The organism is Marinomonas sp. ATLA20, from assembly GCF_057180105.1.
In genome coordinates this window covers 1-15,000 of the sequence record NZ_JBXUKU010000010.1, presented here as the reverse complement: position 1 = coordinate 15,000, position 15,000 = coordinate 1, and the positions used below count along the sequence as shown (strand labels likewise).

General features: G+C 45.8%; 14 protein-coding genes. 10 read left to right on the top strand and 4 right to left on the bottom strand.

Annotated features, from left to right (window positions below; genetic code table 11):
- Positions 1–48 precede the first annotated feature (48 nt).
- The 4 genes from AC2A4J_RS15585 to AC2A4J_RS15570 form a co-directional block, all read right to left on the bottom strand.
- Positions 49–810: an ABC transporter ATP-binding protein gene (locus AC2A4J_RS15585; protein ID WP_484176682.1), complete on the bottom strand. Its 762-nt coding sequence runs from the start codon at positions 808–810 to the stop codon at positions 49–51.
- Positions 810–2,609, bottom strand: a complete 1,800-nt coding sequence (locus AC2A4J_RS15580) for a branched-chain amino acid ABC transporter ATP-binding protein/permease (protein WP_484176681.1) — start codon at positions 2,607–2,609, stop codon at positions 810–812. The genes AC2A4J_RS15585 and AC2A4J_RS15580 overlap by 1 nt, the downstream gene beginning before the upstream one ends.
- The gene (locus AC2A4J_RS15575) at positions 2,610–3,647 is read right to left on the bottom strand and encodes a branched-chain amino acid ABC transporter permease (protein ID WP_484176680.1); all 1,038 of its coding nucleotides are present in this window, start codon (positions 3,645–3,647) and stop codon (positions 2,610–2,612) included. It abuts the gene before it with no gap.
- A gap of 118 nt (positions 3,648–3,765) precedes the next feature.
- The gene (locus AC2A4J_RS15570) at positions 3,766–4,911 is read right to left on the bottom strand and encodes an ABC transporter substrate-binding protein (RefSeq protein WP_484176679.1); all 1,146 of its coding nucleotides are present in this window, start codon (positions 4,909–4,911) and stop codon (positions 3,766–3,768) included.
- A gap of 648 nt (positions 4,912–5,559) precedes the next feature.
- Here AC2A4J_RS15570 and AC2A4J_RS15565 point away from each other — a divergent pair.
- From AC2A4J_RS15565 to AC2A4J_RS15520, 10 genes are all read left to right on the top strand, one after another.
- Positions 5,560–6,750: an acyl-CoA dehydrogenase family protein gene (locus AC2A4J_RS15565; RefSeq protein WP_484176678.1), complete on the top strand. Its 1,191-nt coding sequence runs from the start codon at positions 5,560–5,562 to the stop codon at positions 6,748–6,750.
- A gap of 59 nt (positions 6,751–6,809) precedes the next feature.
- Complete coding sequence (locus AC2A4J_RS15560; RefSeq protein ID WP_012069527.1) at positions 6,810–7,172, top strand: hypothetical protein; 363 nt, start codon at positions 6,810–6,812, stop codon at positions 7,170–7,172.
- A gap of 30 nt (positions 7,173–7,202) precedes the next feature.
- Positions 7,203–7,721: a nuclear transport factor 2 family protein gene (locus AC2A4J_RS15555; protein ID WP_484176677.1), complete on the top strand. Its 519-nt coding sequence runs from the start codon at positions 7,203–7,205 to the stop codon at positions 7,719–7,721.
- Between the two features lie 57 nt (positions 7,722–7,778).
- A complete protein-coding gene (locus tag AC2A4J_RS15550) occupies positions 7,779–9,068 on the top strand; it encodes an aromatic ring-hydroxylating oxygenase subunit alpha (protein WP_484176676.1) in 1,290 nt (429 codons plus the stop codon).
- Between the two features lies 1 nt (position 9,069).
- A complete protein-coding gene (locus AC2A4J_RS15545; protein ID WP_484176675.1) occupies positions 9,070–9,552 on the top strand; it encodes an aromatic-ring-hydroxylating dioxygenase subunit beta in 483 nt (160 codons plus the stop codon).
- A gap of 33 nt (positions 9,553–9,585) precedes the next feature.
- The gene (locus AC2A4J_RS15540; RefSeq protein WP_484176674.1) at positions 9,586–10,341 is read left to right on the top strand and encodes an SDR family NAD(P)-dependent oxidoreductase; all 756 of its coding nucleotides are present in this window, start codon (positions 9,586–9,588) and stop codon (positions 10,339–10,341) included.
- 118 nt (positions 10,342–10,459) lie between these two features.
- Complete coding sequence (locus tag AC2A4J_RS15535) at positions 10,460–11,413, top strand: PDR/VanB family oxidoreductase (protein ID WP_484176673.1); 954 nt, start codon at positions 10,460–10,462, stop codon at positions 11,411–11,413.
- A 28-nt stretch (positions 11,414–11,441) separates the two neighbouring features.
- Positions 11,442–11,945 (top strand): flavin reductase, encoded by a 504-nt coding sequence (locus tag AC2A4J_RS15530; protein WP_484176672.1) that lies wholly within the window; start codon positions 11,442–11,444, stop codon positions 11,943–11,945.
- 62 nt (positions 11,946–12,007) lie between these two features.
- The gene (locus tag AC2A4J_RS15525) at positions 12,008–13,195 is read left to right on the top strand and encodes an alpha-hydroxy acid oxidase (protein WP_484176671.1); all 1,188 of its coding nucleotides are present in this window, start codon (positions 12,008–12,010) and stop codon (positions 13,193–13,195) included.
- 32 nt (positions 13,196–13,227) lie between these two features.
- Entirely contained in the window at positions 13,228–14,520 is a 1,293-nt protein-coding gene (locus AC2A4J_RS15520; protein WP_484176670.1) for an amidase, read from the top strand.
- Positions 14,521–15,000: the final 480 nt, after the last annotated feature.

Here is a 15,000-nt window from a genome sequence, read left to right as displayed (position 1 = left end):
TGTTTTGTAATAAGTTTCTTGCCTGTTTACTTAGTGTTGTTGGGTGTCTTAGCTAGAAAGTAATTCTTGGTGTTTGCTGGCTAGGCCAAGATAGGCCTCTATGACTTTAGGGTCATTGGCAAGCTCTGCAGCAGGGCCTTGCATTGCTACCTGCCCACCTTCAAGAACATAGGCGTAATCTGCAACTTTTAGTGCTGCGCGCGCGTTTTGTTCCACCAGAAGTATGGAGACACCTTGACGGCGTAAATCTGCAAAAATACGAAAAATCTCTCGCGTAATTAATGGCGCTAGCCCAAGGCTAGGCTCGTCTAGCATCAAGAGTTTTGGTTTGCTCATCATGGCGCGACCAATGGCAAGCATTTGACGTTCTCCGCCTGATAACGTGCCAGCTTGCTGTTGGCGTCGTTCCCATAAACGAGGGAAAAGGCTGTAAATTTCGCTCAAGGTTTGGTCGTAGCTCTTATCACCACGGCGATAGCGTTGAAACGCACCTAGCAATAGATTGTCCTGAACTGTCATGGTAGAAAATAATTCGCGCTTTTCGGGAACTAAGCCAAGCCCATGGCCAACCAGGGTTTCAACATCTGGGCTGATGAAGTCTTTACCGTTAAAGTGAATGGTGCCTTTGGAAGGTAAGATTCCCATGATGGCGGACAGTAATGTGGTTTTGCCCGCACCATTTGGACCGATAACAGTCACCAGTTTCCCTTCTTTCAAGGTTAGATCGATACCAGTTAGTGCTTCCACTTTGCCATAAGCAACACGAAGGCCGCTGACGTCGAGTAGATTTTTGTCTGTAGCTTGCGTCATTATTCGGCACCTCCCAAGTAGGCTTCTAAAACAGCAGGGTTGGTTTGAATTTCCTCTGGTAAGCCTTCGGCAATTTTTTCACCAAATTCCATCACCACAATTCGATCAGCAAGGTTCATAACAAAGTCCATGTCGTGCTCAACCAAGAGAATAGCCAAGCCTTCTTCGCGAAGCTTCTTGAGTAGTTCTGCTAGCGCTTGTTTTTCTTGGTGGCGAAGCCCTGCTGCCGGTTCATCTAGCAGTAATACACATGGGTCGGCGCAAAGTGCGCGAGCGATTTCAAGTATGCGTTGCTGCCCAAGAGACAGGCTGCCTGCTTCGGTATAAAGGTGTTCGCCTAATCCAACGCGTTCAAGCTGAAATTGCGCTTCTTTGAGTAGGAGCTGCTCTTCGTTGCGTTCAAGGTGAAATGCTGAGCTGATGATGCCCTTGTCGCCACGCATGTGTGCGCCTAGTGCGACGTTTTCTAACACCGTCATGGAAGTTAGCAGTTTTACATGTTGAAAGGTGCGGCTCATGCCCATTTGAGCAACTTGGCGAGAACTTTTGCCCCTTAGGCTTTGATTCAAAAAGAGTACTTCGCCATCGCTTGGTGTATCAACGGCAGACAGTTGATTGAACATGGTGCTTTTGCCAGCGCCGTTTGGTCCGATGAGAGCAAGTGCTTCGCCTGCGTGTAGTTGAAGGTTCATCTCATTATTGGCAATTAGACCACCAAAGCGACGCGTGACATTGCAAGCTTCTAAAACTAATTTGCCTTTTTGTGGTAGTTCACGACGTGATAGTTCTGCGGCAGATGGGTTTATCTTTATATTGTCTTGATTACGCCATGATGCTGGAGCAAATTTCACCAATAAAGGCCAAATTCCACCGGGTGAGCGCTGCATCATGAAGATAATTAATAGGCCCAAAACAATGGATTCGTACTGACCGTTTCCACCCATAATAAGAGGTAGCCAGTCTTGTAGCCATTGTTTAATCATGGTCAGGATGCCAGCACCAAGTAATGCCCCCCAGACGCTACCAACCCCACCAATTAGTGCCATAAATAGATAATCAATACCCATGCTAAGGCCAAAAGGTGTTGGGTTTACAAAGCGTTGCGTATGAGCATAAAGCCAGCCTGAAACCGCGGCAAACAGAGCGGAGATCAAGAAAATAACCATTTTTGAGCGAAAGGTATTTACGCCCATGGATTCTGCCATTAATTGACCGCCTTTTAGTGCTCGAATGGCGCGACCTTCACGGGAATTTAGTAGGTTGCTGGTAATCCAGACCGCTAACATTAGAATCGCCCAAATTAAGTAATAAATCTTTTCCCCTTTATCGAGAAGAACGCCAAACAAACTTAAAGAAGGTAAGCCGCTAATCCCAGTATGTCCGCCCATAGAGCTCATGGTGCCAAACAGGTAATACAGAGAAATGCCCCAAGCAATGGTACCTAATGGCAAATAGTGACCTGACAATTTAAGGGTGAGTGCGCCAAGAAATAAGGCAACAGCAGCGGTTAATAGCAAGCCAATAACCAGCCCGATCCAAGGTGATCCTGCCGACCAGGCTAGCCAACTTGGTAATTGTTCTGTGGTGGTTAGGTAGGCTGTGGAATAAGCACCAAGCCCAACAAAAGCCGCTTGACCAAAGCTGGTCATGCCGCCAACGCCGGTGAGCAGTACTAAGCCAAGTACGACTAATGCATATAGGCCGATATAGTTAAGTAGGGTGACCTGAAATGTCGGTAGCACTTGAGGTGCAATGGCAAGTACGACTAAGCCAAAAATAATTAAATTACGCGATTTCATTTATTCGTCATCCTCTACATGATGGCTGTTCATCGAGCGCCAGATTAGGAATGGAATAATCAGGGTGAAAACGATGATTTCTTTGTAATTACTGGCCCAAAACATGGAAAAAGCTTCGATCATACCAACCGCAACGGCACCAATAGCTGCAATTGGGTAGCTGACAAGGCCGCCAATAATGGCACCGACGAAGCCTTTGAGGCTGATGATAAAGCCGGAGTCATAATAAAGTGTGGTGATTGGGGCAATTAAAATACCCGACGCACTGCCGATAAAAGCTGCTAGAGCGAAAGTCGCCTTGCCTGCAAACACGGGTGAAATACCCTGCAAGCGAGCCCCCATTCGGTTTACTGCCGTGGCGCGAAGGGCCTTGCCGTAAAGTGTGCGTTCAAAAGCGAGAAACAAGGTCACAATGAGGAAAATAGAAACCAGAATAACCCATAGCGTTTGGCTCTTCAGCATCACGGCGCCTAAGCGGAAACCATTGTCCGAAAACGGTTGTGTGCGAGCACCTTCAGGTCCAAACAATAATAGACCGACGCCTACCATGGAGACATGAAGTGCAATGGATACAATCAATAAAACCAGTGCAGGTGCATCTGCAAGAGGTTGGAAAAACAAACGATACATGATTGGGCCAAGTGGCACGATTAGGCAAAGCGTTAGTAAAACTTGGCAAGCCATGGGGATTTCTGACAAAGATAGATTGTTTATCAAGCCTATCATTACTAAGGCATAGCCGAGTTTAAGGGCTATTTTTTTCATCTTGTTTCGATCGATGCGATGTTTGATTTGTTGATACAAATCTAAGGCGCAATCGATTAAAACAAGACCGAGTAGGAGCCATTCTAATTTTGGGGCTTTACCCATTTGCATGGCGGCCATCGTTAGGGCGCCAAAGGTCACGAACTCGCCTAGTGGAATAAGCAGGATTCGGGTGACCGTAAAAACCAGCAAAATAGACAGGGCCAATAGGGCATAAATAGCCCCATTGGTTAGGCCATCCTGTCCAAGAAGTGTGGCGATCTGAAAGTTCATTTAGTGTGATTCCTTTTGTTCTCATCGATTTTGTGACTTCGTGGCCGCAAAATTTATAATTATGTTCTCGTTGGGGTGGGTGAAGGTTGTGTGTGTGCCCACCCCAAGTTGAGAGGTATTATTTTAGTAGTACCCACTTGCCATTTTTGACTGTGATCAGCACGCGGCCGCGTTCGTCAAAGCCGCTGTGGTCTTCGGCTGTCATGTTGTAAACGCCTTGTGTTGCTGGCATTTCTTTGGTCTTTTCCAGTGCGTCGCGGAGTGCACTGCGGAATTCTGCTGAGCCTGGTTTGCCTGATTTTAGTGCGCTTGGGATGGCGTTTTGAAGGAGTAATCCGGCATCTAGAACGTTACCACCAAAGGTGGCAGGTGTTTCGCTGTAGAGTTTTTTGTAGTCTGTGATGTACTTTGTGGCTATTTCTTTGGAAGGGCTGTTAGGTACTTCATCTAAAACCAGCATGGAGCTTGCTGCTAAGATGGTGCCTTCAACCGTTTTGCCGCCAAGTCGAAGAAAAGCATCTAGTGCTGCGCCATGAGTTTGGTAGATTTTGCCGCTGTAGCCTTGGTCTTTAAGAGTGGTTTGCGGCATTACTGAAGAGCTTCCAGGTGCGGCAATTAAAACGGCATCTGGGCTGGCCATGAGTATTTTTAAGCTTTGGCCTGTCATGGAGGTGTCTTGCCGTTGAAATTGCTCGCTCGCCACAATTTGAATGCCGGCTTTTTGGGTAAGGTCTTTCATTACCTTGGCCCAGTTTTCACCGTATGGATCTGCAGTCCCGATGAGGCCAATGGTTTTAATGCCGGTTGATTTCATTTGTTCGACTAATGCTTCGGCAATTAGATCGTCATTCTGTGTGGTTTTAAAAACCCATTTCTTTTTTTCTGTCATTGGCAATACAACGGCTGCGGTTCCAACTGGAGCCAGCATTGGAGTGCCTGATTCTGCCGCGAATTGAATAACGCCCATTGCGTTGCCTGAACCGCTTGGCCCTATGATTGCATCGACATGTTCTTCGTCAATTAGCTTTTTGAATGCTTTAACTGTGGCGGTTGGGTCGCTTCCGTCATCGAGTGAAATATAGGAGATTTTTTCGCCTCCGGCGGAGGTGGGGAGTAGTGCAACGGTATTTTTTTGAGGGATGCCCACTAAGGCGATAGGCCCAGTGCTGGAAGTGACTACGCCAATTTTAATGTCAGCATTTGCTAACGGTGCGAGTAGCGAAGAACTTAGAAATAAAGCAGATATTACTCTTTTAGGTGTCATAAGATTTTCCTGTATGTAGTTAACACTATGTAATTTTTTACAGCGCTTTCTATCGCTTAGAGATCGTTTGGCATCTCTTAGGCAGGTTTTATTCTTCCATTTGTTTTTATTGGTTTTATGCATTTATATACCTTAATTCGAAGTTAGCCTGCCATTGTTTTTTGAAAAAAACAATATAAAAAAACAAATAAAAAAGATTTAAAAAAATGCCTTTTGTGCATATTTATTTTTTTCTTGAATTTTATTTGGCATTTTTAATGTGTTTTATAGGTGGTTTTTATGTAGTTGGTTTTTATAATTAATTCATATTAAACAATGTGTTATATAGTTTTTTGTTTTTATTTGAAATATAAACAATCCTTATTGTTTGTTTTTCGATCTATTTTTTTATTGATCCTTAACTTGAAAATTTAGTTGACAAGTAAAGTAATTAGTACGACCTTATTAGCATTCTTTATACATTTATTTAATGTTTTTGAGTGATGCAAACCAAGACGTTAGGCGATGTGTTTTTGATGTTGTTCGATGGTGGGAGCGAAAATTTTTAGTCTTTTTATTAATGCAGTAAAAACGCTGAAAAATCTTCATTTGAACAGTTCACTCATCCCTAGTGAGTCGGTAACTAAATCTGCATTAGAGGAGCTAATTATGAGTCTGAAGAACACGGTTACGTCTTACCAAGAAAAAGCCTCGGCATCTGTTTTTGATGCTTTAGGAAGTGAGGCGTTTGGAAAATTGATGAGCGACATTAGAACTCGTGCTCGCAATAGCGAATTCGATGATCAGCAATTTATTAGTCAGGACATCATCGAGCAATTTCGCAGTTTAGGTATTTACCGCGCGCTGGTTCCAAAGCGTCTTGGTGGCGATGAAATAACCGCGGCTCAGTTTTGTGAAGTGATTGAAGAGATCTCTAAAGCAGATGGTTCTGCCGGTTGGGTAGCCAGCTTTGGTATGGGTGTTGTGTACTTATCAGCCTTGCCAATAGATACGCTAAAAATGGTATATGCCAAATCACCAGATGTGGTGTTTGCTGGTGGCATTTTTCCGCCTCAGCCTGCTGAAAAAATAGCCGATGGTTTTTGTGTAAAAGGTCGTTGGAGTTTTTCTAGTGGTTGCATGGGCGCTGATGTGGTCGGCGTTGGTATCGCACCAAAAGAAGGTGAAAAATTAGAGCTTCCTCGTATGGCGGTGATGCCAGCAAGTAAAGCAGAAGTGAAGAAAAACTGGGACGTAGTTGGCCTTGCTGGAACAGGCAGCCATGACTTAGTTGTTAATAATGTGGATGTGGCAGAAAAGTGGACCTTTGTTCGCGGAGGTGCTTCTAACCTAGACGAGACAATGTTCCGTTATCCTTCTCTTTCTTTTGCGACTCAAGTTCTTTCTGTGGTTGGTTTAGGTGTAGCACGAGCGGCGCTTGATGAACTTCAGGCCATGGCTGCAGGCCGGGCTTCGATCACTGGCGCTCCAAATATTGGCGAGCGTCCCCTTACTCAAGCGGAAGTTGCCAAAGCCGACGCCGATTTACGCGCTGCGCGTTGCTTCTTCTACGAATCCATTAATGATGCTTGGCAGACGTTAGAAAAGAACGAATCTTTGTCTGTTCAACAAATCAATTTATTACGCCTTTCATCGACGCATGCTTCTCGTGTATCCGCTGAAGTCGCGCGTAAGGTTCAAATGTTATCTGGCATGACGGGCGTTTACAAAGCCAGCCCGTTGTCGCGTTTTGTTAACGATGCGCAAGTTGTTACTCAGCACGCTTTTATGGGTGACATTACTTGGCAAAATGCCGGTGCCATATTTTTTGGACAAAAACCATTACCAGGTTATTTATAAGAAATTAGCTTGATTTAGCCTATTTTTAGACGAATTTTTGATTATTGGAGAAATGAATTATGAGCGATAAAAAACCATTACGCGTACTGTTTTGCATGGGAATTAACCAAAACTTTATGGACGCAGCGCGCGAAGAGCAATTGGATGTTTGGGCGGCATTTGGCGCAATGTGGAATGGTATTCATGACATGGATGGCGTTGAAGTAATCGGCAATATGGATGACGACCAAAGCATGGTTGGTCCTTCTGCTGGCTACCCTTGGACAACCTATCTTTTGGCTGATGTGAAGGATTACGACACAGTAGTTGCGTGCTGCAATTTGTTGCGTACGACAGCGGTTGGCGATACGCCATACAAACTTTGGCGCTATGTGAAAATCGAATCGCGTATTGGTCGTGAGCTGATTGTTCAGCGCGCCTAAGACCTGACGATGAATATGAAGGACACAAGTATGAAGGACACGAGCGAGCTAGAAACTATATTGGCGCGAATTGATACTTTAGAAAGTGACCGAGCGATTCGTGCTTGTATCAATCGCTACATGGATCTGTGTGATCACCTGAATCCAGCGACACCATTAGATGAATTGGGTGATCTATTTACCGAAGATGCTAAGTGGGAAGGCAAAGGCGCTCGTTATGCGAAAAGCTTTGGTGGTTATCAAGGCCGTGATGCCATTGTTTCAATGCTAGCGAAATACACCGTTGAGCCTGCGCACTTTTCGTTGAACGTGCATTACCTGTCATCCGAAGTGATTCGTGTGGATGGCGACAAGGCATCCGGCAGTTGGAACATGATTCAAGTTTCGAGCTTTAGCGCTGGTGGCTCTCATCTGAACAGTGCGCGTTTGAGTGTGTCGTTTCGACGTGATGGCGGTGTGTGGCGAATGGCACATTTTGAAACCGAGAATCTGTTTAGTCGCCCAGTATCCGATTGGAATGATGATGCGACATTGCCCGTTCCTAAATAAACAAGCTGACACGAAAGCGAAAGGGTCGATGTCTAAAAGATTAAAGAGAGAAAAAAGATGAGTGAATTAATTGAGTTGCAAAATATCAGTCTAAAAGCGGCGGATATGGTCGAAGAGGGTCGCGTTCACAAAGCGTTATATTCAGACCCAGAAATCTTTGAAGAAGAATTAGACAAAGTATTCCAAAACACCTGGATTTTCATTGGTCATGAAAGCGAAGTGCCAGAAGCGGGCAGCTTCAAAACCGCCTTCGTTGGTCGTCATCCGGTTATTTTAAGCCGTGACCGTAAAATGAATCTGCATGTTTTGCTTAACCGCTGTCGTCACCGTGGTGCAACCGTGTGTGAAGGTCGTAAAGGCAAAACGAAAGCCTTCACTTGTCCGTATCACGGCTGGGGTTATGGTTTAGATGGTGGTTTGCGTGCAATACCAAAACCTGAAGAATACGAAGGTGTTATCGATAAAAATGACTTGCCATTAGAAAGCCTACGCCATGAATCGTATCAAGGCTTGGTTTTTGCGACCTTTAAGAGCGACATTGAGCCACTAGAAGATTTCTTGGGCGGCGCGAAAAAATGGATCGACTTGTTTATTAAGCAAGGTGGTGGTTATCCATTGAAAGTCTTGGGCGAGCATCGTTTTAACTTCCCGGGCAACTGGAAAATTCAGCTCGAAAACACCACAGATGCCTACCATTTCCCCATCATTCATAAGTCATTCATTAGTTCGTTGGACGATGCCACTGCTGATATTTTTGACTTCCTCGATGGTGACGGTTTTGTAGAAGATTTAGGTCATGGCCATAGCGTGATGGTGATGATTCCTGACTTAGTAGATTTAGAAGCGGATTTGGATCAACCGATTCCTGAGCGCTTTGAAGAACTTGCTCAGGCATTACGTGATGAAGGTCAAGATGAAGAGCAGGTTAAACGTCTTGTTCGTGCTGCGCATGGTACTGGTTTTAACTTGAATTTATTCCCGAATGTATCTTGTTCGATGGCGTTTTTCCGGGTTTTGCGTCCAGTGAGTGTGAGCTTAACGGAGATTCAACACGTCGCCATTGGTGGTGAAGGTGCACCAGTATCATTTAACCGCAAACGCATGCGTCTGCACGAACACTTCCAAGGGCCAATGGGCTTCGGAACGCCAGATGATGGTGAGGCGTGGGAGCGAGTTCAAAAAGGATCGATGGCTGGTAAAGATGGCTGGATTTTGGTTAACCGCGGAATGGGTAACTTGCATACATCAAAAGATGGCAATGTAGCTGGAGCGGTGTGTTCAGAAACAGGAATGCGTGGTGCTTATCAGAAATACAAGCAAATGATGGCCGCCGAAGGGGAGAAATAAGATGACGATAAACATGGATTTGCTTAACAAGGCAACGGCATTTATTTGGTATGAAGCTGATTTGCTAGATCACCAAGAATATCAAACATGGTTGTCACTTTGGGATACAAAAGGCTTATACATTGTGCCGACTGATAACAATGAAACAGACTACGAAAATACGCTGAACCTAGCATTAGATGATGCGGGTATGCGTCGTATGCGAGTGGCACGCTTGGAAAGTGGTGAGTCTGTGTCGGCGGGTTCAGTCAGTGGCACCGTTCGTATGGTATCGCGTGTGCGTATCTTGGAAGAAACTGCCGACTACCTTGTTGTGCGCTGTGCCATGACATTGAACGAATTGCGTCACGGCAACTTAGTGACGTATCCAGCAGACTTAGAGTATCGCTTAAAGCCAACGGCTGACGGCTTTGTGATCGATCGTAAGGTGGTCAAGCTTATGCATGCTGATGGCTTCTTACGTACGGTAAGTTTCATCTTTTAACGGTCTTTCATGACTCAAAAAGAGGGCGAAAAAATGTCTCAATCTACACAATCAAACGTGGCACTGGTAACCGGTGCTGCGCAAGGGCTAGGGTTTCATATCGCATCGCGCTTATTTGCGGCGGGTTTTCGTGTGGTATTGACCGATGCAAATGCCGAAGCGGCTACAAAAGCCGCGCTTTCTCTTGATCCTGAGGGGAAAAACGCCATTGCTTGCGGGTTAAATGTCGCAAAGAAAACGGATTTCGAAGACGCATTGAAATTTGCCGTGGCTGAGTTTGGTGCATTGCATGTGTTGGTTAATAACGCCGCGGTAACGAAAGCGACGCCAGTTATGGATATTTCCCCAGAAGAGTTTAATGAGGTGGTGAATATCAATCTTGGTGGCGTGTTTGTTGGCTGTCAGGTGATGGGCAAATACATGGCTGAACAAGGTTATGGCCGCATCATCAATATGGCATCTTTGGCTGGGCAAAATGGCGGCACTTCAACAGGTGCTCATTATGCCGCTTCGAAAGGCGGTATTTTGACGGTAACAAAAGTCTTTGCCAAAGAGCTTGCTAGCAAAGGGGTGACGGTGAATGCCATTGCACCTGGCCCGATTGATTCGCCAATGGTGACCGCTTTGGTGCCAGAAGATCGTTTGCCAACCCTGCTGGGTGCTATTCCAGTTGGCCGATTAGGTGATGCCGACTTTATTGGCGATGTGGTCGTGCAATTTGCTCGTCCAGAAGCCTACTTCACCACAGGAACAACGTGGGATGTCAATGGCGGTTTGTTTATGCGTTAAGCCGCGTAGTCTGCTTATCGAGTTTTATTTGAGTTATGTCTGTGAGCCATTGTATTTGTGAACCATTGTATCTGTGAACTAAGGCCCCGACTTAGGCTTGGGTCGGGAGGAGAGTTGAATGTCTGAAACATTATTGAAAGTAGTTGTTCGTAAACGAGAAAACCACACTGACGGTGTGATTGCTTTAGAGCTTGCGAGTCTCAATGGTGAGGCATTGCCAGCGTTTGAAGCCGGCGCGCATGTTGATGTGCATTTAACTGATGACTTGATTCGTCAATATTCGCTGTGTAGTGACCCGGCAGACACCAGTGCTTATCGCTTAGGCATCTTAAAAGATCCTAACTCACGTGGCGGGTCTATTGCTGCTCATCTTAATTTGCAAGAAGGCACAGAGCTAACCATTGGTGTTCCGCGTAACCATTTTCCATTAGAAGCGAGCGCTAAGCGTTCTATCTTGATCGGCGGTGGCATCGGGATCACGCCAATGATTGCCATGGCGTATTCCTTAAAGGCGGAAAACAAAGCGTTTGAGTTGCATTATTGCAGTCGCTCTCGTGAAACAAGTGGCTTCCTTGATGAATTAGCGGCTTGCTCTTTTACCAAGCATGTTGACATGCATTTTGATTCTGAAGACCAACGTTTGGATTTAGAAGCCGTTTTGAAAGGCGTTGATGCAGACACTCATCTTTATGTTTGTGGTCCAAACGGATTTATGGATTGGGTGATCAGCACTGCAAAAAATCTCGGTATGCCTGATAGCAACGTACACAAAGAGTTTTTTAATGTGGAAATTGAAACTGGCGGTGCGAGTTTTGAGGTGTTCGCCGAGCAAAGTGGCGTCACGGTGCAAGTTGGCGAAAACGAAAGCATTGCCGACGCACTAAAAGCCGCCGGCGTAAAAGTGAAAGTTTCCTGTGAACAGGGCACATGTGGAACCTGTCTTTGTGATGTCCTTGAAGGTACGCCAGAGCATCGCGATGTTTACTTGACGGAAGAAGAGAAAGAAGACAACGACCAGATTACCCTGTGTTGTTCTCGTTCACTGTCGCCACGTCTTGTCCTCGATATTTAATGTTCCCGTACATGGGAAGGAGAATACCATGATAGATACAAAATTATTCCGCGATGGCATGTCTATGCTGGGTGGAGCCGTTTCCGTGATCACCACTGATGGTGAAGCAGGACGTTTTGGTTTTACTGCAACCGCTGTTACCAGCGTAACAGATGAGCCACCGACTTTGTTGGTGTGTATGAATCGCAACTCGTTTGCTAATCCTCATTTTAAAAAGAACGCTGTGTTGTGTGTGAACGTACTACAAAGCCATCACCAAGGCGTTTCTTGGGATTTTGCTAGCCGTGATTTGAGCAGCGAAGAGCGCTTTGCTAAACATCAATGGGCAACGCTAAAAACGGGTGCACCAGCATTGGATGAAGCCTTGGTTAGCTTTGATTGCGAAATCCATGAAAGTCATGAAATTGGTTCGCACACTGTTTTTTATTGTCGGGTGAAAGACGCAAAAGTCGGCGTAGATGGTCAAGGCTTGGTGTATTTCAATCGAGCTTACCACTGCTTGAATGAGCAGTCTGTGGCGCTAACTAAGTAATCTATATAAGGCAATCTATATTGCATGCGCTATAAAGCTCAGCTGTTTTCTTAGGAGAGAGGATGCGTAGGTTTTATAAAGGATCAGATCTTTCCAGAGTGCAAAGTGTGGCTGAAATGGCTGCACTTGCTCGCTATCGATTACCGGACTTTGCGTGGGAGTATTTGTCCGGTGGAGCCGAAAATGAGCAGACCTTGTTCTGTAATGAGAGTGACTTTGCTAAGACTCGACTGACCTCTCATACCTTGGTGGCCAATCATCCTCCAGTGTTATCTCGTTCCTTGGTCGGCTCAGCAAGCGCCTTACCTATGATGATCGGCCCAACCGGGTTTAATGGCATGCTTTGGCCACAGGCCGATCTTGCCTTGGCGAAAGCCGCTAATGCGAAAAAAATACCTTTTTGTTTAAGTACTGTGTCGAACGCTGCCATGAAACAAGTGCGTGAAGCCGCTCAGGATCTCGATTTATGGTTTCAGCTTTATGGCTTAAAGCATGCGCGGTTCAATGATGATTTGTTGGCGCGTGCCAAAGCGGTCGGAGTGAGTACCTTAGTTATTACTTCCGATGCCTCCGTGGTGGGGAATCGTGAATGGGATCGACGTAATTTTGCCCGACCTCGTCAGCTAACCTGGCGCAATAAAGCCAACGTGATGATGCATCCCAACTGGATTTGTCGAGTTATGTTTCCCTACGGCTTGCCGACAATGGGTAATTTAAAACCTTATTTACCTACCCAGGAACAAAGCGCCTTGGGGGCGATGAAATTTATCCAAGATCAGCTTGATACCTTATTTGATTGGGAAAAAGCCGCCAAGATTAGGGATCAATGGCACGGCAAACTGATTCTAAAAGGTGTATTGCATCCTGATGATGCAAGACAAGCAGTGAAGTTGGGATTCGATGGCATAGTGGTCAGCAATCATGGTGGTCGTCAGTTGGATGGCGCTTTGTCTTCCATCGACGCTTTACCCGCGATTGTCGAAGCCGTGGGTGGTGAAATAGACATATTGCTAGACAGCGGCATTCGTCGCGGCAGTGATGTAGTAAAAGCCACAGCTCTAGGCGCGCAGGGGGTGATGCTTGGACGAGCAACTTTATTTGGTGTGGCTGCGGGCGGTCAGATAGGTGCCTCACGAGTACTTGATATTTTGCAAGAAGAGCTGTCTCGTAGTCTAAATTTAATGGGCGTTCAGCGACTCGATGAACTGACTTCAGAGCACCTTTATTTACCCCCTAATAAGACGTTTTAATTCTTTTTATAACACAAGTAGGCAGTTTGTTTATGAACACAAAAAATGATTCAAATGAAATGGGCTTGTGCCAAATGCTGCGCGCCATAGAAGAGGGAGCTTACACCACCGAAGCACTTATTCATGCTTGTTTTGATTGTATTGAAGCTCGAGAACCAGACGTGGGTGCTTGGCAAGTAAAACGTTCTCGCGACGAATATCTCGCTTATTACCAAGCTGATAAAGCTTTCTTTGATGCCAGTTTGTTAAAAGGTCTGCCATTGGGCGTGAAAGACATCATCGATACGCAGGAAATGCCGACGGAAATGGGCTCGTCTATTCATGCCGGACGACAACCGGTCGAAGACGCCACTTGTGTTGCTTTAATTCGTGCTGCGGGTGGCATAGTGCTGGGTAAAACCGTCACCACGGAATTTGCTTATTTTAAACCGGGTAAAACCAAAAATCCTGCTGACTTAACACGTACACCAGGTGGTTCTTCTAGTGGTTCAGCGGCGGCGATTGCCGACAACATGGTGCCAATGGCGCTGGGTTCTCAAACGGCAGCCTCGGTGATTCGTCCTGCTGCTTATTGTGGTGCTATTGGTTACGTAGGAAGTCGTGGTGAATTCTCATTGCGTGGTGGACAGCCATTGGCGCAATCGCTTGATTCATTAGGTTTGTTTGCTCGTAATGTCGAAGATATTCAGCTATTGCGCGCCATCTTGTTGCGTCAACCAGCTTCTATTAAATCAAGCGCATCAACAGCACCTAAATGCGTATTGGTTTGTCACGGGAGCTTGGTCGGAGATACCTCTCCGGCGATGGAAGAAGCCACGCAAAACGCTATAGAAATACTTAAAGCGCAAGGAGTCAGCGTGATCGAACTGGACGCTGGCAATCGTATAAGAGACATGGTGAACCACCACATTAATATCATGGCGTGGGAAGTGTGCCGCAACTTAGCAATTGAATCCTTTCATCAAAATCAACTAAGCGATCCATTAGCGGCCCTGATGGGACAAGGCCTCGGCATGGATCGTGCAGCTTACATTGCATCTTTGGATGCAACACAAGCTTGCCGAGATTGGCTATGGAGTTATGCGCCAGAAGCCGATGCTATCTTAGCGCCAGCCGCACCTGATATCGCCCCGCTAGGCCACACTGCCACCGGCGCACCGCACATGAGCCGCCCTTGGCAAGCCATGGGGTTGCCCGTCATCAACGTACCAGGCATGACAGATGAAAACGGCGTACCGCTGGGGTTACAGCTCATCGGCAAAGTGCGCGAAGACGACGCCTTATTGAACCACGCCAACTGGCTAATACCATTGTTTGCTAAATAGACTATTGGAACTGAAATATAGAATTGAATCGTGCCCAGGCGATTTATTTAGAGTAAGACGTGAACTTCACGTCTTACTCTTTTTTTGGCTTAGTACTTCTGACATAAGGTTTCACTAACACTTGGTTTACCTCTTCCTTCGTCAGTAAAGACTTGTGAGCAATGAATATTGTGCAATACCTTAAAAATGCTGTTTATCATTGTTGTTTGTCTGCAAAATAACTTAGAAAAGAGATCCGGATAATGTCAGGGAAAGACTCGAGCACATCGACTAGGAAAAATAGAAAACACCGCCAGAAGAGACGACAGCGCAATGCTAACTTGGCTGATGCGCAGCATAAAGAAAGATCATCGCGGAGCTATAAAATAAAACGCAAAATAGCGCGCGTGTAGAGACTGTAACTAATTTTGTGTAACTGCCTATCACAACATATTCTATTGAGAATTAAGGATAGGTAGATGCAAATGAACAAAAAAGAAC